This is a genomic window from Streptomyces sp. NPDC007025 (assembly GCF_042869455.1).
Taxonomy (GTDB): Bacteria; Actinomycetota; Actinomycetes; order Streptomycetales; family Streptomycetaceae; genus Streptomyces.
In genome coordinates, this window is the sequence record NZ_JBIAFT010000002.1 from 471,032 (window position 1) to 490,166 (window position 19,135).

General features: G+C 73.7%; 14 protein-coding genes, 2 pseudogenes and 1 riboswitch. Of the genes and pseudogenes, 13 read left to right on the plus strand and 3 right to left on the minus strand.

From position 1 onward, the window contains the following. The first annotated feature begins 286 nt into the window (after nucleotides 1-286). The 4 genes and pseudogenes from ACFYMO_RS05725 (at nucleotide 287) to ACFYMO_RS05740 (ending at nucleotide 6,668) form a co-directional block, all read left to right on the plus strand. Nucleotides 287-2,525 (plus strand): annotated as a pseudogene (locus ACFYMO_RS05725) (APC family permease). A gap of 431 nt (nucleotides 2,526-2,956) precedes the next feature. Beyond that, nucleotides 2,957-3,361, plus strand: coding sequence for a MarR family winged helix-turn-helix transcriptional regulator (locus tag ACFYMO_RS05730; RefSeq protein ID WP_388544436.1), 405 nt, complete (start codon nucleotides 2,957-2,959; stop codon nucleotides 3,359-3,361). 109 nt (nucleotides 3,362-3,470) lie between these two features. Continuing rightward, nucleotides 3,471-5,209, plus strand: a pseudogene (locus ACFYMO_RS05735) (MFS transporter). A gap of 130 nt (nucleotides 5,210-5,339) precedes the next feature. Further along, the gene (locus ACFYMO_RS05740) at nucleotides 5,340-6,668 is read left to right on the plus strand and encodes an NAD(P)/FAD-dependent oxidoreductase (protein ID WP_366769911.1); all 1,329 of its coding nucleotides are present in this window, start codon (nucleotides 5,340-5,342) and stop codon (nucleotides 6,666-6,668) included. 116 nt (nucleotides 6,669-6,784) lie between these two features. Here the strand turns inward: ACFYMO_RS05740 and ACFYMO_RS05745 are convergent, their stop codons facing one another. Together ACFYMO_RS05745 and ACFYMO_RS05750 are read right to left on the minus strand one after the other, a co-directional pair. Further along, nucleotides 6,785-7,576, minus strand: coding sequence for a lysophospholipid acyltransferase family protein (locus ACFYMO_RS05745; RefSeq protein ID WP_388544439.1), 792 nt, complete (start codon nucleotides 7,574-7,576; stop codon nucleotides 6,785-6,787). Next, a complete protein-coding gene (locus tag ACFYMO_RS05750) occupies nucleotides 7,573-8,331 on the minus strand; it encodes a GNAT family N-acyltransferase (RefSeq protein ID WP_366774911.1) in 759 nt (252 codons plus the stop codon). The genes ACFYMO_RS05745 and ACFYMO_RS05750 overlap by 4 nt, the downstream gene beginning before the upstream one ends. A 512-nt stretch (nucleotides 8,332-8,843) precedes the next feature. Further along, a riboswitch (cobalamin riboswitch) is annotated at nucleotides 8,844-9,026 on the plus strand. Between the two features lie 29 nt (nucleotides 9,027-9,055). Here ACFYMO_RS05750 and ACFYMO_RS05755 point away from each other — a divergent pair. The 6 genes from ACFYMO_RS05755 (at nucleotide 9,056) to ACFYMO_RS05780 (ending at nucleotide 14,533) form a co-directional block, all read left to right on the plus strand. Then, nucleotides 9,056-9,757, plus strand: coding sequence for an energy-coupling factor ABC transporter permease (locus tag ACFYMO_RS05755; RefSeq protein WP_366774912.1), 702 nt, complete (start codon nucleotides 9,056-9,058; stop codon nucleotides 9,755-9,757). Then, nucleotides 9,754-10,125 (plus strand): energy-coupling factor ABC transporter substrate-binding protein, encoded by a 372-nt coding sequence (locus ACFYMO_RS05760; RefSeq protein ID WP_366774913.1) that lies wholly within the window; start codon nucleotides 9,754-9,756, stop codon nucleotides 10,123-10,125. Before ACFYMO_RS05755 ends, ACFYMO_RS05760 begins: the two co-directional genes overlap by 4 nt. A 5-nt stretch (nucleotides 10,126-10,130) precedes the next feature. After that, nucleotides 10,131-10,880: a cobalt ECF transporter T component CbiQ gene (gene cbiQ / locus ACFYMO_RS05765; protein ID WP_366774914.1), complete on the plus strand. Its 750-nt coding sequence runs from the start codon at nucleotides 10,131-10,133 to the stop codon at nucleotides 10,878-10,880. Further along, nucleotides 10,877-11,740 carry an energy-coupling factor ABC transporter ATP-binding protein gene (locus tag ACFYMO_RS05770; protein ID WP_388544444.1) on the plus strand — a complete coding sequence of 288 codons (864 nt, stop codon included), beginning with the start codon at nucleotides 10,877-10,879 and terminating at the stop codon, nucleotides 11,738-11,740. Before cbiQ ends, ACFYMO_RS05770 begins: the two co-directional genes overlap by 4 nt. Before the next feature lie 652 nt (nucleotides 11,741-12,392). Further along, complete coding sequence (locus ACFYMO_RS05775; protein WP_366774916.1) at nucleotides 12,393-13,643, plus strand: hypothetical protein; 1,251 nt, start codon at nucleotides 12,393-12,395, stop codon at nucleotides 13,641-13,643. Nucleotides 13,644-14,080: 437 nt separating this feature from the next. Beyond that, complete coding sequence (locus tag ACFYMO_RS05780) at nucleotides 14,081-14,533, plus strand: hypothetical protein (protein ID WP_366774917.1); 453 nt, start codon at nucleotides 14,081-14,083, stop codon at nucleotides 14,531-14,533. 107 nt (nucleotides 14,534-14,640) lie between these two features. Here ACFYMO_RS05780 and ACFYMO_RS05785 read toward each other — a convergent pair whose 3' ends face one another. Beyond that, nucleotides 14,641-17,448 (minus strand): ATP-binding protein, encoded by a 2,808-nt coding sequence (locus tag ACFYMO_RS05785; RefSeq protein WP_388544448.1) that lies wholly within the window; start codon nucleotides 17,446-17,448, stop codon nucleotides 14,641-14,643. 129 nt (nucleotides 17,449-17,577) lie between these two features. On the opposite strand from ACFYMO_RS05785, the gene ACFYMO_RS05790 reads away from it, so the two are divergent. From ACFYMO_RS05790 to ACFYMO_RS05800, 3 genes are all read left to right on the plus strand, one after another. Beyond that, nucleotides 17,578-17,934, plus strand: a complete 357-nt coding sequence (locus tag ACFYMO_RS05790; protein ID WP_366774919.1) for a VOC family protein — start codon at nucleotides 17,578-17,580, stop codon at nucleotides 17,932-17,934. Next, entirely contained in the window at nucleotides 17,931-18,383 is a 453-nt protein-coding gene (locus ACFYMO_RS05795; protein ID WP_366774920.1) for a pyridoxamine 5'-phosphate oxidase family protein, read from the plus strand. The genes ACFYMO_RS05790 and ACFYMO_RS05795 overlap by 4 nt, the downstream gene beginning before the upstream one ends. 274 nt (nucleotides 18,384-18,657) lie before the next feature. Beyond that, nucleotides 18,658-19,119, plus strand: coding sequence for a VanZ family protein (locus ACFYMO_RS05800; protein ID WP_366774921.1), 462 nt, complete (start codon nucleotides 18,658-18,660; stop codon nucleotides 19,117-19,119). Nucleotides 19,120-19,135 lie beyond the last annotated feature (16 nt).

The window sequence follows — 19,135 nt, forward strand, 5'->3', positions numbered from 1 at the left end:
CGGGTCATGTTGGGTCCGCCGGCGCCTCGTGCGGCGATCCGAACGGACGGAGAGAGACCGAACCCACCGGTTCGGGGGAACACGTCCGCCGCCGAACGGAGCAGCGGGCCCGGCGCGCATGGGCGATCCTCTTCGTCGCGGAGGTGCCGCTGTGGGGCAGGAACGGAGCGCAGGGCGGCGCGGCCGGTCACATGGCGCCCACGGTGCGGAGCATCGTGCACGGGTCGGTGCTCTCCTGTGTCGGCTCCGGCCCGGTGCATCCGGCAGTCCGGGCCGTCCGACTCGTATGGCGGACGACACGGTGTTTCTGACCGCTCCTGCTCCGCCCCGGCCGGACCCTGGGCACGTGGCCGAAGCGAGCGAGGAAGGGCCCGGGCCGCCGGGGCCCGGCGCCGTCCTGCCCGCACTCACCTCCGAGCAGCAGGCGGCTCTGGTGGCCATCGGGCGGTCCTGGGAGCCCCTGGTCGCCGGGCCCCGGGTGTGGAGGCGCGCGCTGCCGGTCGATCCGGACCTCGCGGCCTTCCCCTCGCGGCGGGAGATGACGCCGTCCCGCTTCGCGCGGGTGGTGTCCATGCCGCCGCTGCCGGCCCGCGGCGGTCCGGCCGGGGAAGGTGACGCCGTCCGGGTGCGGGCGCGGCGGTGGCTGCTGGGTGCGCCCTTGCGCAGTTCGGCGTTCGTCACCGAGCGGATGCGCAAGGCGCTCGCGCTGCCGGTGCTCGCGGCGGACGCCCTCTCCTCCGTCGCGTACGGACCCGAAGCACTCCTGGCCGTGCTGGTGCTGGCCGGGGCGGCCGGAGGCGGCTATCTGCTTCCCATGGCCTCCGTGATCGTGGTTCTCATGATCGTCGTGGGTCTGTCGTACCGGCAGACCATCCGGGCGTATCCACACGGAGGCGGTTCCTACATCGTCGCCGGCGACAACCTGGGGCCGAACGCCGGTCTGGTGGCGGCGGCGGGACTGTTGACGGACTACGTGCTGACGGTCGCCGTCTCGGTGGCCTCGGGGGTGGCCGCGATCACAGCCGCGCTGCCCCCGCTGCATCCGTGGAGCGCCGTCCTGGGCGTGCTGGTCGTCATGGTCCTGCTGGCGGGCAACATGCGCGGAGTGCGACAGGCCGGTGCGCTCTTCGCGGCTCCCACCTACGCGTTCCTCGCTGCGATGGCGGTGCTGATCGCGGCCGGCGTCGGTGCCTCCGTGAGCGGTTCAGCTCCTGCCGGAGCCGCGCAGCCGACACAAGCCGCCGCCGGAGCCTCCTCGGTGGGTGTCCTGCTGATCGTCAGGGCTTTCTCCTCCGGAGCCACCGCGATGACGGGCATCGAGGCGATCTCCAACGCCGTCCCCGTCTTCCGTCCCGTCTCCTGGCGGAACGCCCGCACGACCCTGAGTTCGATGATCGTGTTGCTGGTCGTCATGTTCACCGGAATCGTCGTCCTCATCCATCTCACCGGAGTCGTCCCCCGCCCCCACACCACCGTCCTGTCCCAACTGGCTCACCTGTACTTCGGCTCCGGTGGCCTGTACGTCTTCGTGCAGGCGGCAACCGCGGGAGTACTCCTGCTGGCGGCCAACACCGCCTACAACGACTTTCCGCGGGTGCTCTCCCTGCTCGCCCGTGACGATTACGCCCCCAAGATCTTCCTGCGCCTCGGGGACAGGCTGGCCTACACCAACAGCATCCTGCTGCTGTCCGCGTCGGCGGCAGTGCTGCTGGTCGTCTTCGGAGGGAAGACCGCCGCACTCATCCCGCTGTATGCCGTCGGAGTCTTCCTCTCCTTCACGCTCTCCCAGGTCGGCATGGCCGTCCGTTGGCGTCGGTCCGCCGCCCGGCACCGTCGGCGCCGCATGGCGCTCAACGTCCTCGGCGGGAGTCTCACCGGCCTGGGTCCTGCTGTCCGCGGCCATCGGCAAGTTCGCCGCCGGAGCCTGGGTCTCGCTCCTGGCCATCACGGGGCTCCTGGTGATCACCCGCCGCATCCACGCCCATTACGCCTTCGCCTGGTCCGCGCTGCGTCTGCGCCCGTACGCCACGGTCCTGCCGACCGCTCCTGCCGCGCTGCCTTTCCGGCCGACGGCCCCGGTCCGGGCAGCGGCCGTCGCCGAGGAGAGCGAGGAGATCCCGGAGGAGATCCGCCATCTGTATCTGATCCCGGTCGCCACGCTGGACCTTGCAGCCATGCGGACGCTCGCCTACGCCGCGTCTCTGGGCCAGCCGGCCCTCGCCCTGCACATCAGCACCACCGATGAAGAGACCCGACGGTTTCGCGCCTACTGGGAGCTGTGGGGCGACCACCTGCCACTGCACATTCTCCCCTCGCCCTACCGCGCGGTCATCGCCCCGCTCATCCACTACATCGCCGCGCTCCACCGGACGAGGCCGGACCTGACCCTCACCGTGCTGCTCCCCGAGATCGTCACCCGCCACCGCCGCCACCAGTTCCTGCATCATCGGACCGCCCCGCGGCTGCGGCGCGCGCTGCGCCATCTGCCCCGCGTCGTCGTCACCAGCGTGCCCTTCCACCTGTAGGCAAGCGCAGTTCCTCCCTCGTCCCCTGGTGGCTCTCGGATTACATGCCCTGCCGATCGTCTTTCTGGCCAGCGTGACCCACGGCCTCCTGCGGTCGGGGCGGTTGATCCTCTCTGGTCCGGATGACCGCACTCGCGCTCGCGGGCGCCGCAGTCGCCGGTGCTCTCCGGGCGGGCCGGCCTCGCCACCGCGTGAGTGTTCCGGCGGTTCGTCCCACGCGGGGTGGCACCCGCCCTCGGCGGGACCGTGTTCGTGCTGTCCGGGCTGCTCTCCGCGCTCGCGCCGGCGGGCTTGCTCCTCGCGAGGACGGCGACGAGAGCGTGCCAGCAGGCCGAGGGATTGATTCGGTCTGCATCTAAATGCATAATAGGGTTATACATAAGCGGGTTATGGGTGCCGGTGCCGCTCGGAACGTGTCTCCGGAGGATCTGATGATCGCCGTGGAGCAGATCGTGCGCCACGTGCGGCACAGTGCGACCGCGGGCGGGCTGAGCACCGCGGCCTCCTCGGCGCTGGGCCGGCTGGGCCGCGAGGGTGCGCAGCGCCTCTCCGAACTGGCCCGGGCCGAGGGCGTCTCGCAGCCGAACATGACGCAGCTCGTCACCCGCATGGAGCGGGCGGGACTGGTGCGGCGCACCGCCGACCGGAGCGACGGGAGAGGCGTCCTGGTGGCGGCCACCGACACCGGTCTGGAGGTCTTCCGCCGGCGGCGGACCGAGCGCACCCGCGCCCTGACCGGGCTGATCGACGAATTGGCGGAGCCGGAGCAGCAGGCGGTGGACATCGCTCTTCCGGCCCTGGCGCGCGCGATCCAGGACCACTGGTCGCGGTCCTGACCCCTGCCGGTCCCGATCCCGGCCGACTCCGGCCCGGGCCGCCCCGAACTCCCGCCGGCCCTGACCCCTGTGCGATCCCTGCCCCCGACTGCGCGGAAGAGAAACGGACATGAGTGCCTCGCACGACGATCCCGTGAAACCCGGAGCGGCCGCGAGCCCGTTCAGGCAGCCGAAAGCCGTCTGGGCCGTCGCCTTCGCCTGTGTCATCTCCTTCATGGGGATCGGCCTGGTGGACCCGATCCTGCCCGCCCTGGCCGAGAGTCTGAACGCTTCGCCCAGCCAGGTCTCCCTGCTGTTCAGCAGCTACCTCATCGTCACGGCCGTGGCCATGCTCGTCGTCGGCGCGGTCTCCAGCCGGGTCGGAGCCAAGCGCACCCTGGTGATCGGGCTGGCCGTCATCGTCACCTTCTCGGCACTGGCCGGGGCCACCGACTCCATCAACGGGATCGTCGGCTTCCGAGCGGGCTGGGGCCTGGGCAACGCGCTGTTCATCGCCACCTCCCTCGCGGTGATCGTCGCCTCGGCCAGCGGCGGGTTCGGCGGCGCCATCATCCTCTACGAGACGGCGCTCGGCCTCGGCATCGCCGTGGGCCCGCTGCTGGGCGGCGAGTTGGGTGCCATCAGCTGGCGCGGGCCCTTCTTCGGCGTCTCCGCGCTCATGGCCGTGGCACTGGTCGCGACCCTGGCGTTCGTCTCCGACCCGCCACGGCCCCGGCACCCCACCTCGCCCGCAGCGCCGCTCAAGGCGCTGCGCCACCGCGGGCTGCTGACGATGGGCATCATGGCCCTGCTCTACAACTGGGGCTTCTTCACCATGCTCGGCTACGCGCCCTACCCGATGGAGCTGAACGCCCATCAGCTCGGACTGGTCTTCACCGGCTGGGGACTGCTGGTCGCCCTCTTCAGCGTGCTGGTGGCGCCCCGGCTGCAGGCCAGGTTCGGCACCGCTCCCGTCCTGTACGCCAATCTGCTCGGCCTCGGCATCGTGATGGCGCTGATCGCCGCCGGCGTCGAGACCCCCACCGTGGTCGTGGTGGCCGTCATCGCCAGCGGCGCCTTCATCGGGATCAACAACACCCTCACCACCCAGGCGGTGATGCTCGTCTCGCCCGTCGAGCGGTCGGTGGCCTCCTCCGCATACGGGTTCCTGCGCTTCATCGGCGGCGGCCTGGCCCCTACGTGGCGGGCAAGATCGCCGAGGCCACCGACCTCGGTGTGCCCTTCTACGTCGGTGCTGCCGCCTTCCTGCTCGCCATTCCGGTGCTGGCCAGCGGCCACCGGCTGGTCCGGCAGGCCGAACAGCGCACCGGCGAGGGCGAGTCCGTCGAGCCCGCGCTCACCCCCGTCGGCCCGCAGACCGCGGGCGCCGAACCCCCGCTCATCGTCGCCGTCGGGGCGCACGGCTGGGCCGCGGCCGTCGTCGAGGCCGCGGCGCGGCTCGCCCGGGACTCCGGCAGTCCGCTGCAGATCGTCCATGTGCGGCAGACGGCCGTCGTCGAGGAGCAGGCCGTCGAGACCGAGACCCACGACCAGGCCCGCGCCGCGGTCACGGCACACCTCGACCGGCTCGCCGCGCGGGGAGTCGCCGCCACCGGCCAGATCCTCACCAGCGTCGGCGACCGCGCCGCCGCCGGACGCGCCCTCGCACGGCACGCCGCCGAAGCGGGCGCCACCACCGTCGCCGTGGGACGCTCCCCGCTGGGCGCCGGCACCCAGTTCGGCGAGGGCAGCCTCACCACGGCCCTCACCCGCGCGGCCACGAGCACCGTCGTGCTCATCGACTCCGACAGCACGCACCGGCCCCTGACCACGAACGCTCTGGCGGAGCTGCGCAGCGGCGCCGCCTGACGTCCCGCGACCCGGGCGGTGCGAGGCCCGGTGCGGCCCGGGGCCGCGGGGGAGACCCGGCGGTTTCGGGCGCTCGGCGGGCGGGAACCGGTCCTGGGCCACCGCGCCGCCGCACGAAGGAGCCCGCACGATGACGCGATCCCGCAGCCGACCGGGCTCCGGCCAGCAGTCCGGCGGACCACTGCCCCGGCACTGCGACATCGTCGTGGTCGGCGCCGGTCTCGCAGGGCTGGCGGCGGCGCGCCGGCTGCGGGACAGCGGGATGGAGGCCGTCGTCCTGGAGTCGGGCGACGGAGTGGGCGGGCGCATCCGCACCGACGCGGTGGACGGCTTCCTGCTGGACCGGGGCTTCCAGCTGCTCAACACCGGGTATCCGCAGCTCGCCCGGCAGGTCGACCTTGTCGACCTCGAACGGCTGCGGCTGCACGCCCTGCCCAGGGCGCTCCGGATCCGGACCGGGGGGAGCTGGGCGAGGCTGAGCGATCCGCGCCGGCGGATGAGAGCGGTCCCCGGACTGCTGCGTGCGCCGATCGGCCCGCTCTCCGCGAAAGCCGCGCTGGCCGCCCACGCCGCCGCGGCCGCCTACCTGCCCGCGCGCGTGCTGCTGCGCCGCCCGGACCTGCCGTCGGCCGCGGTCTGGCAGCACCGCGGACTGGGCGGAGCGGTGAGCGAGCGGGTGCTGGGCCCCTTCTTCGAGGGCGTGACCTGCGACCCCGAGCAGGAGACCTCCAGCCGCTTCACCGATCTGATGCTGCGCATGTTCGTACGGGGCCGGGCCGCCGTGCCCCGCGCGGGTATGCAGGCACTGCCCCGGCAGCTCGCCGACGGGCTCGACGACGGTGCGCTGCACCTGCACACCCCCGTCCGCGAGGTACACGCCGACCGGGTCGTGACCGAGCACGGAACCGTCACCGCGCGCGCCGTCGTCCTCGCCACCGACGCGGACGCGGCACACGCACTCCTCCCGGACCTGGCCCCGGTGCGGTGGCGCGGGCTGACCACCTACTACCACCGGGTGCGGGGCCTGCTGGACGCCGACGCGACGTTCGTCGTGGACGCCGAGCCGTCCCCGGTGACCAACACCGTGCCGATCAGCGAGGCCGCCCCGACCTACGCGCCGCCGGACGAGACACTCGTGGCGACCACGGTCGTGCCCGGCGAGGGCGGCCGGGACGAGGAACGCCGCGTGCGGGAGCGCCTCGCACGGCTGTACGGCACCGGCTTCGGCGAGTTGGAGCCGCTGGCCACCTACGAGGTGCCCCGCGCGCTGCCCTCCATGTCCGCTCCGCATCCCTTCCGGCGGCCGGTCGAGGTCGCCGGTGTCTTCGTGTGCGGGGACCACCGTGCCACCAGTTCGATCCAGGGCGCCCTGGAGTCGGCGCAGCGCGCCGCGGCCGCGGTCCGCACCCGCCTGGGCGCCCCGCGGCGGGCCGTCCCCGCGGCACCGGCGGACGGGTGAGCCGAGCGCGCCGGTCACCCCGTGCGGGCGCCGTCTGCCGCCGACCGCGCCCGCCCCCCCCGCGAAGTCGCACGGCCGCTGCGCGGAGTGGAACCGGTCCCGCGCAGCCGCGCGGTTCACGGATGGGCGGGCGCGCAGGTGCCGCGGATCGCCGCGTGCGCGGCCGCCGCCAGGGCACGGCGGTCCCGCGCGGGATGCAGCGCGGGATGCGGCGTGACGCGTACGGCCAGGTCCCGGGCGCTGATCACCCGGTGCAGCGAGGCGGCGAACGTGTCGTCGCCGAGGAAGGCCGCCACCGTGCTGGGCTCGCCGCCCTGCCGGTAGCTGACCGTCACCGGCCGCACCGGCGCTCCGGCGTCGACGGCGGCCTGGAAGAGGGCGCGGCGGAATCCGCTGCCCGACTCGGTGCACCACGTGGTGCCCTGTGGAAAGACCAGGACCGAACGGCCCCCGCGCAGCACGGCCGCCACCTGCGCCACCGTGTCGGGCAGCGTGCGGATCCGGTCCCGGTCGATGAACTGCACTCCCGCGCGTTCCGCCAGGGGACCGAACAACGGCCACTGCGCCACCTCCCGTTTGGCGAGCGCGGTCGCCGGTTCGACCGCCAGCAGCGCGAGCGCGTCCAGCCAGGAGATGTGGTCGGAGACGATCAGCGAACCCGTCTCGCCCGGGCGCCGTCCGGAGACGGACGCCGGGGCCTCCAGCGTGGCACCGAGCGCCCGGACCACCCCGCGGGCCCGGGTGCGCAGCACCTCCCCGCGGGCGAGACGCGGACCGCTGGCCAGTCCCCGGAGCAGCGCCCCGGCCAGGGCCGTGTACCGGCTCGCCCGCACGGCGGCGGCCACCGGCGGCACCCGGTGCGCCGCGCACCGCACGGTGCAGGGGGAGGCCACCGTCCAGCAGCTCATCCCGGCTCCCCGAGGAAGTAGCGGTGGTAGCGGTCGTTCAACTGCTCCATGTCGAGCACCACGAAGAAGTCCGCGACGCCGAACTCCGGGTCGTGGGCGGGCGCTCCGCACACCCACGCGCCCAGCCGCAGATATCCGCGCAGCAGCGGCGGGACCAGCGCGGAGCCGGGCCCGGAAGGTTCCGCCGTCCGCACCGGCCCCGACGGCAGCCACGGTCGGTGCGGGAAGACCTCCATGCCGGAGGGCGGCGCATGGCGTGCCGCGCACAGCGCCCACGTGTGCGCCGCGCTCCGCCCGCCGTCCGCCAGCGGCACCGAGGCGCAGCCGGCCAGATAGCGGTGCCCCGACAGCAGCACGTAGCGGGCCAGCGCCGACCACATCAGGTTGATCACCGCTCCGGAGCGGTGGTCCGGATGCACGCACGACCGCCCGGCCTCGATCATCGAGGTGCGGATACCCGCCAGCGCCGCCAGGTCGAACTCGCCGTCCGCGTAGGAGCGCCGGACCCTTCCCGGCGGCAGCAGGCGGTAGGTGCCGACGACGTCGCCCGTGGCGGTGTCCGTGACGATCAGATGGTCCGCAGCGGAGTCGAAGGCGTCCATGTCGAGGCCGGACGAGCGGGACCCGGCAGCGGCCCCCATCTCCTCGCCGAACACCTGGTGGCGGAGCCGTTGCGCGGCCCGCACCTCGGCCGCGGTATCGGCGACGGCTGCGGTGTAGGCGGCGCTTCCCCTTGCCGTGGATGAGGTCGTCATCAGTGGTGTCTCCTCAGCAGGCTCGTGCCCGGCCCGGCGGACGGGCCGCGCGGTGCTCGTTCCCGGCCCGTGCGGGCCCGGCCTTCTCGCGGCGGCACGGGATCCCGGTTCCCGGGCGGTGGGGCTCGCCCGGCGTCCTTCGGGAGCACGTCCCGCCGCGTCATGGGTAGCGCCGCGGGAGGGCGGGCCGATGGCCCCCAGGCGTCAGCCGCCTGAACCGGGGGTTCCGGCTCGGCGGGTGCCGCGCGGGGACGTGTCGCGCAGCCGGACCTCTCCGGGCGAACCGTCGTGTATCGCCCGCCTCCCGGCTCCCCGGACGCTGTCGCCCGCTGACCCCGATCCGGTGCGCCGCGCACGTGCGCGGCCGGCGCCGCGCGCACACTCGGCACGCGCGTGAACGCCCGTGCCGTGCCGCGCCGGTGCCCGGCCCTCGGGGTGCGCGACCCGGGACGCCGAGGTGACCTCAGCTTTCGCACTCACTGCCCTCGGCTTGTCACCTGGCGTGTGTGCGACTAGTGTCGCCACGCCTTGGTGAACGGGAAATCCGGTGCGATACCGGTGCGGCCCTCGCCACTGTGATCGGGAATGCCGGCTCCGGCCCTTGCGGGCAGCCACTGGGTCCTCGGACCCGGGAAGGCGGAGTGCGGGCGGTGTACCCGTGAGCCAGGAGACCGGCCAAGGCACGTCGTCCATCCACGAGGTGCTGGAGAGGGTCTGCTGAGCCATGCACATAGCCGAGGGTTTTCTGCCTCCGGCGCACGCGGTCGCCTGGGGCGTCGCGGCGGCGCCGTTCGTCGTCCACGGAGCCCGGTCCCTGAACCGTGAGGTCAGGGAGCATCCCGAGAGCACGCTGCTGCTGGGAGCCGCGGGTGCTTTCACGTTCGTCCTGTCGGCACTGAAGCTGCCATCGGTCACCGGCAGTTGTTCCCACCCCACCGGTACCGGTCTGGGCGCCATCCTGTTCCGGCCGCCGATCATGGCCGTGCTGGGCACCATCGTGCTGCTGTTCCAGGCGCTGCTGCTCGCGCACGGCGGGCTGACCACGCTCGGCGCCAACGTCTTCTCGATGGCGATCGTCGGGCCGTGGGCCGGCTACGGGGCCTACCGGCTGCTGCGGCGCTTCGGCGCACCGCTGATGGTCGGAGTGTTCGCGGGCGCGTTCGTCGCCGACCTGTCCACCTACTGCGTCACCAGCGTGCAGCTCGCGCTCGCCTTCCCCGACCCGAGCAGCGGCTTCCTCGGCGCACTGGGCAAGTTCGGCTCCATCTTCGCGGTCACCCAGATCCCGCTCGCGATCAGCGAGGGGCTCCTCACGGTGCTCGTCATGCGTCTGCTGGTGCAGTCCAGCAAGGGCGAACTGACCCGGCTGGGTGTGCTCCTGTCGGGCGGGCGGAAGCGGACCGAGACGGAGGCGGCGGCACGATGAAGCGCAACACCAGGATCAACGCGCTGCTGCTCCTCCTCGTGGCGGCACTCGCCGTCCTGCCGCTGGCCCTGGGGCTCGGTGACGACAAGGAAGAGCCGTTCGCCGGCTCCGACGCGCAGGCCGAGACGGCCATCACCGAGCTGGAGCCGGACTACGAGCCGTGGTTCTCGCCGCTGTACGAACCACCCTCCGGCGAGATCGAGTCGGCGCTCTTCGCGCTGCAGGCCGCCCTCGGCGCGGGCGTCCTGGCCTACTACTTCGGACTGCGCCGGGGCCGCCGTCAGGGGGAGCGGCGGGCCGCCCGGGCACGGCAGGCCGACGAGCACACCGACAGCGGTGCCGACGAGTCCGCCACCGGGCGGATCTGACCCGCGTGCTGCCCATCGACGCGGCGGCGCACAGCAGCCGCTGGCGCCGCCGCCACCCCGTGGACAAAGCCGTGCTCGGGCTGGGGCTGACCGTCCTGGCCATCTCGCTGCCGCCCTGGCCCGGCGCCGCACTCGTGCTCGGGACGGCGCTCACCCTGCTGCTGGGCCCGGCGGGGGTGCCGGCGCGCAGGCTCTGGCGGGCCTACCGGGTGCCGCTGGGCTTCTGCGTGACCGGAGCGGTCACCCTGCTGTTCCAGGTCGGCGGCCCGGACGCGTTCGTCTCCCTGGCCGACGGCGGCCCCGCCCGCGCGGGCCGGCTGCTGCTGCGCACCTCCGCGGCCTCGCTCGGCGTGCTCCTGTTCGCCTTCACCACGCCGATGTCCGACCTGCTGCCGCGTCTGGTCCGGGCCGGGGTGCCCGCGCCCGTCGTGGACGTCGCGCTGATGACGTACCGCACCGGCTTCCTGCTCCTCGACTCCGTGCGCCGCGTGCGGGAGGCGCAGGCCGCCCGGCTCGGACACACCACACGGTCCGCGCAGTGGCGCTCTGCGGCCGGGCTCGGCGCGATCGCTTTCGTACGCGCTTTCGACCGGGCAGCGCGGCTCCAGGCCGGCCTCACCGGACGGGGCTACGAGGGAACGCTGCGCGTCCTGGTGCCCGAAGCGCGCGTCTCCCCCCGCTTCACCGCCGCGAGTCTGCTGCTGCTCGCCGCCGTCACCGCAGCCACCCTCGGATTGGAGAGCCCGCTGTCATGAACGAGTCGGCCCTGGTCGCTCTGCGGGGCGTGTCCTTCGCGTACGAGGACGGCCCGGTCGTGCTCGGAGCCCTCGACTTCGAGGTGCACGAGGGCCGCGCCCTCGCCCTCCTGGGCCGCAACGGCAGCGGCAAGACCACCCTGATGCGGCTGCTCAGCGGCGGGTTGCGGCCTCGGACCGGGCAACTGGTGGTGGCGGGGGACCCGGTCCGGCACGACCGCAAGGGCCTCACCCGGCTCCGCACGGCCGTGCAGCTGGTCGTCCAGGACCCGGACGACCAGCTGTTCGCCGCGTCCGTCGCCCAGGACGTCTCTTTCGGGCCGCTCAACCTCGGGCTGCCCGCCGCGCAGGTGCACGAGCGCGTCCAGGAGGCGCTCACCGCGCTGGACATCGCGGCACTCGCCGACCGGCCCACCCATCTGCTCTCCTACGGCCAGCGCAAACGGGCCGCGATCGCGGGCGCGGTCGCGATGCGGCCGCGGGTGCTGATCCTGGACGAGCCGACGGCGGGGCTCGACCCGGACGGCCAGGAGCGGCTGCTGACGACCCTCGACGAACTCCGGGACGGCGGCACCACCGTGGTGATGGCCACGCACGACGTCGATCTCGCGCTGCGCTGGGCCGACGACGCCGCGCTGCTCACCCCGGCCGGAGTGCGCTCCGGTCCGGTGGACGCCGTCCTCGCACGCCCGGAACTGCTGCGCGAGGCCGGTCTGGGACTGCCGTGGGGCATCGCCGCTCGGCAGCTGCTGCTGGCGTACGAGATGCTGGAGGACGCCGCGTCCGCCCCGCGCACCCCGGCCGAACTGGCCGCTCTGGCCGCCCTGCGAGCCGCCCCCCGGACCCCGGCCGAGGGGTGAGCCCGGCTCCGTCGCCAGGGGCCGTCGGTGCCGCCCCGTAACTGTGTGGTGGGGCGGGGAACGTCGTCCGGGGGCGTTCACCTGGGTCCATCGACCGTTCGCCGCGGTACGGTGGCGACTCCGGGCCTCGCCTCAACGGCCGTGAACGGGGCTGAACGAGACGGAATCTGAGACGGTCCTCGCTTTGTCGACCCGGAGCGAGACCGACGGGGCGACAGACCACGAAGCGCCTTGTGCAAGTTGTCGTCGACGCTCCAACAGCCGACACCTCCATCGTTGTTCAGACTTCCTAGGTACCAGCCCTCATCGTTGGCCGGCTTCACCAGAGACAGCCCATGGAACGGCAGGACGAATTCGGGTCGTCGCTCAGCGGTCGGGCTGCGTCGGCGCTGAGCCTGGTCCTTGCGTGCTCGCCGGCTGATCTCAAGTGCTTCCCGTCTCGCGCTTTCACGAGGTTGGTGTCGCGACGCTGTCGCGGTGCATGGCGTCGGCCTCGTGCGGGGTACGGGGTGATCGGGGCGAGGGCGCGCCGGGTATCTGCATCCGGATGGTGTGTGCCACTGGTCAGAGGTACCGAACCGTCCGTCACTGCAAGCTCAGGCGGGCATAGTGCTGGGGTTCTCCTGCTTCATCTGCCCTGGGAGGAGCAGCCGTGAGTCAGTCGTCCATCGACCTTGTCCGCGCGGAGGCTGCGCGGTACCGCAACCGAGTAACAGCCTCCTGCGGCGCTGCACTGAACGCGGAGGAGACCGCACTCGTCGGTAGGGCGGTGGCCAGGGCCGCTGCCCGCCGAGCCATCCATGAGGAGGTCACAAAAGAGTGGTGGCCGCTTGCCATCCCGGGAGGGCTCCTCCTCGCCGCCGCGTTTCCCTGGATCATCCGGCTGGTCCACGGGCACGACAAGGTGTCCCTTGGGCTCCCGTGGCTCAACCATGTCATCAACACGCATGACGCCCCCGGGCCCCACTCCGCGTTCCGGTGGCTCGGCTTCGGCTTCCTTGTCGTGGCGGGCGTCATGATGCTGCGGACCCAGCATATGTACCTACGGCCGCCCCGCGGGCGGAGCCTGCATGGCGGGCGGATGGCCTTACTCCAAACCCTCGGCCTCGGCCTTGTCTCCGTCTCTCTCTTCTTCTTCGCCTACTCGGGAGACGTCCACGGCGGACATTGGCCCACCGCCCGTGATGCCCTGGTGCGCTTGGCCGCCAAGGGCGCTCAGGCCGTGCTCTTGACCCTGGCAATCGTCCTGCTCGTCTCGGGCTGGATGTCGATGTGCTTCGCCCTGATCAAGTGGGTGGTCCGCCCCGTCCTGCGACCTTATGACCGGCTGCTCCTCGGCTTGGTCGACGTCTGCGAAGTCACGCACGCCCACCGCGGCACCTGGTTCCAGGAAGGCTCACGAAAGGCGGTGGAACGTGCCTTGGAGAAGGCGGCCCGCAAGGCGGAGACCGCACTGCCCGCCCGCCCCTTCCCAGACGGGCGCGGGCCAGCCCGGGCCGACACGTTGCGGCTGGCCGCCGTTATCCGGCAGCACCGGACGCCCATAGCCCGGGCCAGCGGTCCAGCCTCCTTCGACATCGTCACCGAGTCCCTCTGGGCTGGAGTGCTCGCGCTGATCGATGACGACTGGGAGACCCTGACCGCCGCGGCTCCGCCGGTGACCGCCCTCTCCCGGCTGCGCAGGACCGCGGCTGCGGTGTGGCCCCCGGTCGTCCTCCTCACCGCCGCCGTCGCGCTGCCCTGGATTCCAGCGGTGGCGCAGGCGCCCGACGTGGCGGACGGGGTGCGGGTCACCCTCATCATCACGGCCGTGCTCAGCCTCGTCCTTCCCCGTGATTCCTCCGCGAAGGCCTCGATCCTCGACGCCCTCAGCAAGGCCCTGTCCAGCCGCACTGAAAAGTAGACCCGGCCGCGCCGCTCCTTACCGTCACGAAACACCGAGGCTCGTGGCACCACCTCGGTTCGGGCACAACAGGCCCGCCCCATGCCTCCTTCCGTTCTGGCGGGCCAGTTGTGTGTCAGCTGTCGCAGCTGGTGCGGTCCCCCGAACCTGCATCAGGCCCAGGAGGTTCAGACCTCCTCGTCGACACCGCCACGCTCGTGACGGCGCGCGCTGCGGCGTCGCCCTGGCCCTCGGTCTCCGCCATGCGGAGGCGCTCGGGCTCCGCTGGGAAGACGTCGACCTGGACGCCGGGGGCCTGCCCCGCACGCCCGTCCGTGGCGCTCTCCGTGCTGAGCACGGATGCCGTGCGGGTGGCGCCGGGGAGAGGCTGTGACCACAGCGAGCGGCCGCGGAGCGACACCGGCCGACAGGACCCACGACGACGAGGACGGCCGGCCATGACCAGCACCAAGAGCAGCGCCTACGAGGGATTCACGGCACAGGAGCGGGCCGCGATGAAGGAGCACGCGCAGGAGCGGAAGAAGGCGGCGCGCCGCACCTCGCAGGCCGAGAAGGCCGCGGAGGCCGAACGGGACGTCCTGGCGAAGATCGCCGAGATGCAGGACTCGGACCGGGCCATGGCCGAGCGCGTCCACGCGGTCGTGACGGCCGCCGCACCGGTCCTCGCACCGAAGCTCTGGTACGGGATGCCCGCCTACGCGCTGGACGGAAAGATCGTCTGCTTCTTCCAGAGCGCGGCCAAGTTCAAGGCGCGGTACGCCACTCTCGGGTTCAGCGACCAGGCGCGGCTGGACGACGGGCCGATGTGGCCGGCGGGTTTCGCGCTGACCGAGGTGACGCCCGAGGTGGAGACACGGATCGCCGCGCTCGTCGAGCGGGCGGTGAGCTGAGAGGCCCGCCCGGCGCACACTGTGCCGGACCCGGGGGGCCGGACGAACGGCGGCTCTGCCGACGCCGCGTCCGCGCCGCCCGCCCTCCCGGGCATGTGTCCCGGCGGCTATCGGGAGGCCGCGGGGGCCGCGGGTGACGCGAGGCCGAGGGCGGCGAGCGCGGCCGAACCGGCCGCCGCGTGCCCGCCCCCGGCGAGCAGCAGTGTGCGAGCCGACTGGTAGCGGCAGTCCGCCGCCTCGAACATCGCGGCGATGGCCGGCAGCCGCTCCGGGGCCCCGTCCAGCAGTGCCTCGGCCCGGTCCACCTGGGCGGAGGCGACCGGGTTGCCGGCGACGGTGCGCCGGGCGGCCTCGACCCGGCCGCGGGCCTCCGGATGTCCGGCCAGCACCGCGGCCTCGGCCCGGAGCGCCACGTACCAGTGCAGCCAGATCCAGCAGACCCACTTCCACACCTGGTCCGGCTCCGGTGCCACACGCTCCCAGGCCGCCTCCGCGGCACCCTGGTGGAGCAGTACCACCGCGTCGCAGACCGCGCCGTAGCCGCGCCGGTACTCCTGCGGAGTGCCGGCCTCGTCGACGACGGCGAGCCACTCCGCCCGGGCCTCCGTGTCGCCCCGCAGTCCGTGGACCATCGCCACCGAGGCGGCAGCCGGCCCCAGCGAGGAGGACCGCTGCCGGCCGCTGCGCTCCCACGCGTCGCGGAACCGGGCGCTGCCGCCGAGCACTTCGGAGCCGCGGCCCGCGAACGCGTCCGCGACCAGAAGCCAGGACGTGGCGTGGTGGCCGACCTCGGCCAGCAGCGGCTGGTCCGCGAGCTGCCCGGCCCGGCGGCGGGCCTCCGGCAGCTCGCCCACCCCCAGCGCCGTACCCGCGGCCATCGCCAGGGCGTCCACCAACTCGTGCGTGGCGGCCGGGGTGCGCGGCAGCGGGTCCAGCACCTCGATGCGGCGCCGCACCGCGGCGGCGGTGGCGAAGGTGTCCCCGGCCCAGCTCCGGGCGCCCGAGAGCCCGTCCAGAGCAGCGGACTCGGCCACCGGATCACCCGCCAGCCGGGCCAGCTCGACCGCCCGTTCGGCATATGCGGCCGTCTTCTGCACGAGGTTGTCCGCGTCTCCCTGGACCGCGCCGTACGCGTCGGCGACCACCGCCGTCTCGGCCAGCGCGAGGGCCGCATCGTTCGCCGGGTCGCCCTCGGGGCACAGTTCCCGGGCCTCGGCGAGCAGCGCCCGCGCCTCGCTCACCTCCGGAATCCGGGCGAACGTGCTGGAGAAGCGATACGCGACGGTGGCCGCGGTGGCCAGGTCCCGGCCCGCGGCGGCGGCGTCCCCGGCCCGGCGGGCGGCCGCCGCCGCTGCCCGGTGCAGGCGGAACATCTCGTCACCGCTTCCGCGGCAGCCGGCCACCCCGGCCGCGCTCCGCAGCGCCGCGGCCCCGGCAGCGTCCCCGGCGAGCCCGGCCGCCTGCTCGAACCGCTGCTGCGCCTCGTCGAGCAGATTGCGGGCAAAGGCCAACTCGGCCACGTACAGGGCGAGCCGGTGCGCGTCCGCGCGCCGCTCCGGCCGCTCCGTCGCCCAGGCCAGGGCCGTCCGCAACTCCTCGGCCAGGGCGTCGAACCGGGCGCTGCGGCCCTCGTCCGCCGAGTCGGCGAGTTCGCCCGCCGCGGCCAGGCACCAGTCCAGATGGCGGGAGCGGACCGCGGTCGACTCACCGGAGTCCGCGAGCCGTTCCGCCCCGTACTGGCGGATCGTCGCCAGGGCCCGGTACCGGGTGCCGGTCTCGGTCCGCGCCACGGTCAACAGGCTCTGTTCGGCGAGCCTGCCGAGCCCGTCGGCGACCGCGGCAGCATCCAGCGGGGCGACCCCGGCCACCTCCGCCGCCGCTCGTGCGGTGAACGGCACGGCGAACACCGAGATCCGCCGCAGCAGCGCCCGGTCCTGCGGCTCCAGCAGTTCGTGGCTCCAGTCCAGCACGGCCCGCACCGACCGGTGCCTGCCATCGGCGCGGGGGCCGCCGGACAGGATGCGCAACTGGTCGGAGAGGCCGGCCGTCAGTCCGTCCAGCCCCAGCGTGGCCCACCGCGCCGCTGCCAGCTCGATCGCCAGCGCCATCCCGTCGAGCCGTTCGCACAGGGCCGCCACCTGGTCGCCGGGCATCGGGTCGGACGCCCGGCCCACCGCCGCCGCCCGCTCCACGAACAGGGCCGCGGCGTCCGAGTCGCCCCCGCCGACCCGCGAGAGCGGCGGCACCGGGAAGACCCACTCGAAGGGCACCATCAGCCGGGCCCGGCTGGTCGCGAGCACCCGCACCCGCGGGCAGGCCACCAGCAGCCGCTCCACGAACGGTGCCACCCCGTCGGGAATCTGCTCGCAGTTGTCCAGCACCAGTAGCGCCTCCCGGTCGGCGAGCGCCGCCGCCACCGTGTCGTCGATGCCGGAACCGGGCTGCTCTCCCACCCCCATGGCCGCGGCGACCGCCGCGGCCACCCGGCCCGGGTCGGTGACCGGTACCAGGTCGCAGAACCACACGCCGTCGGCGAAGTCGCCTTCGACCTCCGCGGCGACCGCCAGCGCCAGCCGGGTCTTGCCCACCCCGCCCGGCCCGACCGCGGTCACCTGCCGATGCGCCTTGACAGCGCCGGCCAGCTCCGCGCACTCTCGCGCGCGGCCGACGAACGCGGTCAGCGGCGTCGGCAGGGCGGGTGCCGGACGGGACCGCCCGGCACGTGCCGACTCGGCCGCCCGCCGCGACAGGGCACGCCGGTCCGGCACATCCAGCTTCCGCAGCAGCGCCGAGACGTGCGATTCCACCGTGCGCACCGAGATGAACAGCCGCGCGGCGATCTCCGCGTTGCTCAGGTGTTCCCCGAGCAGACCGAGTACTTCGGCCTCGCGGGCCGAGATCACTGGAGTGGACACCGACTCATTATCCGTGGCGGCTTCCGTGGCCGGCACGGAGGTGGCCGCGGCCACCTCCGGGAGAGGCTGCCGACACGGCGATCGGCCCGGGGCCACCGGAGCGATCCACCCGCGACCACAGGAGCGATCATGAGCGGCTCTGCCACCCTCGGCATCAAGACCGTGCTGCACCCCGTGTCCGACCTGGCGGCGGCCCAGGCCGTGTACACCGCCCTGCTCGGTGTCCCGCCACAGCAGGACAGCCCCTACTACGTCGGTTACGAGGCCGGGGGCCAGCACATCGGCCTGGTCCCGCACGGGGGCCCGCAGGGCCTGACCGCTCCGCTGGCCTACTGGCACGTGACCGACATCGAGGCCGGGCTCGCCGAGGCGACCTCGGCGGGCGCCGTGGTGAAGGAGCCTGTGCACGACGTGGGCGGCGGCCGCCTGGTGGCCACTCTCGTCGACCCGGACGGCAACCTTCTCGGCCTGCTGCAGGACCGATGAGCGCCGCGCCCCGCACCCGCGCCCGGCGCCGGCGGGACACCGAGCACCGGCTGGGCGGCGATGTCGACGTCTGGGTCGCCAGCGCCTCGCCGGACGGCACCCCGTATCTGGTACCGCTGTCCTTCGACTGGGACGGCGAGGCCCTGTTGGTGTCGACTCCGGCCGGCAGCCCGACCGGGCGGAATCTGGCCGCCACCCGGACCGCGCGGCTCGGTCTGGGCCCCACCCGTGATGTGACCATGATCGAGGGGGCGGTGGAAGTGCTGGAGCTCGACGCCCTGCCGCGGGAGCGGGCCGAGCGGTTCGCGGCCCGCACCGGATTCGACCCGCGCGCCGCGGCCGCCTGCTACCGCTGGTTCCGCATCACCCCCAGCCGGGTGCAGGCGTGGCGCGAGGCGAACGAACTGCGCGGCCGTGAGCTGCTGCGCGACGGCGCCTGGCTGGAGTGACGGAGCGGCATCGTGCGGCGGCCCGGCAGCCGCCTCCGGTCGGCTGCCGGGGACACGGCCTCCGCCGATTCCCGCTCCCGGCCGACGTCCGGCCGACGTCCGGCCGGGTGCGGCACGTCCGGTCGTGCCGGACCGGACGCCGGGGGCGGGAACCGGGCTGCCTGCCGCCGCGGCCGCTGAGAGCGTGCACGCTGCGGCCCGGGGTAAGCGAGGGCGCATGACTCAGAGCGTTCATGTCAAGGGTTCCGTGTCGTCCGGAAAGCCCCGCGGAGGGATGCTCCGTGCTCTCGGCAGGGCGCTGGCCGTACTGCTGGCCTTCGGCGCGCTGGTGCTGTTCGCCGCGCTGCTCTCCCGCGCGACGCTGCAACCCTCGCAGGCGGCGGAGAGCCTGACACACACCAACCTGCGGCCCGGTGCCTCGATCCGCGACTACCTGGAGCAGCCGGAGGTCTTCGCAGTCGTCCAGCAGTTGGGCGGAAACATCCTGCTGGGAGCACCCTTCGGCGTGCTGCTGCCGGTCATGGCGCCGCAGTTGCGCGGCTTCCTGAAGGTGACCCTCTGCACCGCCGTGGTGATGCTGCTGGTGGAGACCGTGCAGGGGGTGTGGGTGACCGGTCGGGCCTTCGACGTGGACGACGTGCTCCTCAACGCGACCGGCGCGCTGCTCGGATACGTCCTGGTGGGCCGCCGCCTCAGCCGTGCCGTCCACGTGCAGCGGCACTCCACCGCGGCGTGAAGCCAGGAGGCGCATG

Bases quoted from the DNA above. Each gene is read 5' to 3' on its own strand.
- ACFYMO_RS05730 (WP_388544436.1), top strand. From the start codon at position 2,957: ATGATCGCCGTGGAGCAGATCGTGCGCCACGTGCGGCACAGTGCGACC.
- ACFYMO_RS05770 (WP_388544444.1), top strand. From the start codon at position 10,877: ATGAACGAGTCGGCCCTGGTCGCTCTGCGGGGCGTGTCCTTCGCGTAC.
- ACFYMO_RS05755 (WP_366774912.1), top strand. From the start codon at position 9,056: ATGCACATAGCCGAGGGTTTTCTGCCTCCGGCGCACGCGGTCGCCTGG.
- ACFYMO_RS05760 (WP_366774913.1), top strand. From the start codon at position 9,754: ATGAAGCGCAACACCAGGATCAACGCGCTGCTGCTCCTCCTCGTGGCG.
- ACFYMO_RS05740 (WP_366769911.1), top strand. From the start codon at position 5,340: ATGACGCGATCCCGCAGCCGACCGGGCTCCGGCCAGCAGTCCGGCGGA.
- ACFYMO_RS05780 (WP_366774917.1), top strand. From the start codon at position 14,081: ATGACCAGCACCAAGAGCAGCGCCTACGAGGGATTCACGGCACAGGAG.
- ACFYMO_RS05750 (WP_366774911.1), bottom strand. From the start codon at position 8,331: ATGACGACCTCATCCACGGCAAGGGGAAGCGCCGCCTACACCGCAGCC.
- ACFYMO_RS05745 (WP_388544439.1), bottom strand. From the start codon at position 7,576: ATGAGCTGCTGGACGGTGGCCTCCCCCTGCACCGTGCGGTGCGCGGCG.
- ACFYMO_RS05790 (WP_366774919.1), top strand. From the start codon at position 17,578: ATGAGCGGCTCTGCCACCCTCGGCATCAAGACCGTGCTGCACCCCGTG.
- ACFYMO_RS05800 (WP_366774921.1), top strand. From the start codon at position 18,658: ATGCTCCGTGCTCTCGGCAGGGCGCTGGCCGTACTGCTGGCCTTCGGC.
- ACFYMO_RS05795 (WP_366774920.1), top strand. From the start codon at position 17,931: ATGAGCGCCGCGCCCCGCACCCGCGCCCGGCGCCGGCGGGACACCGAG.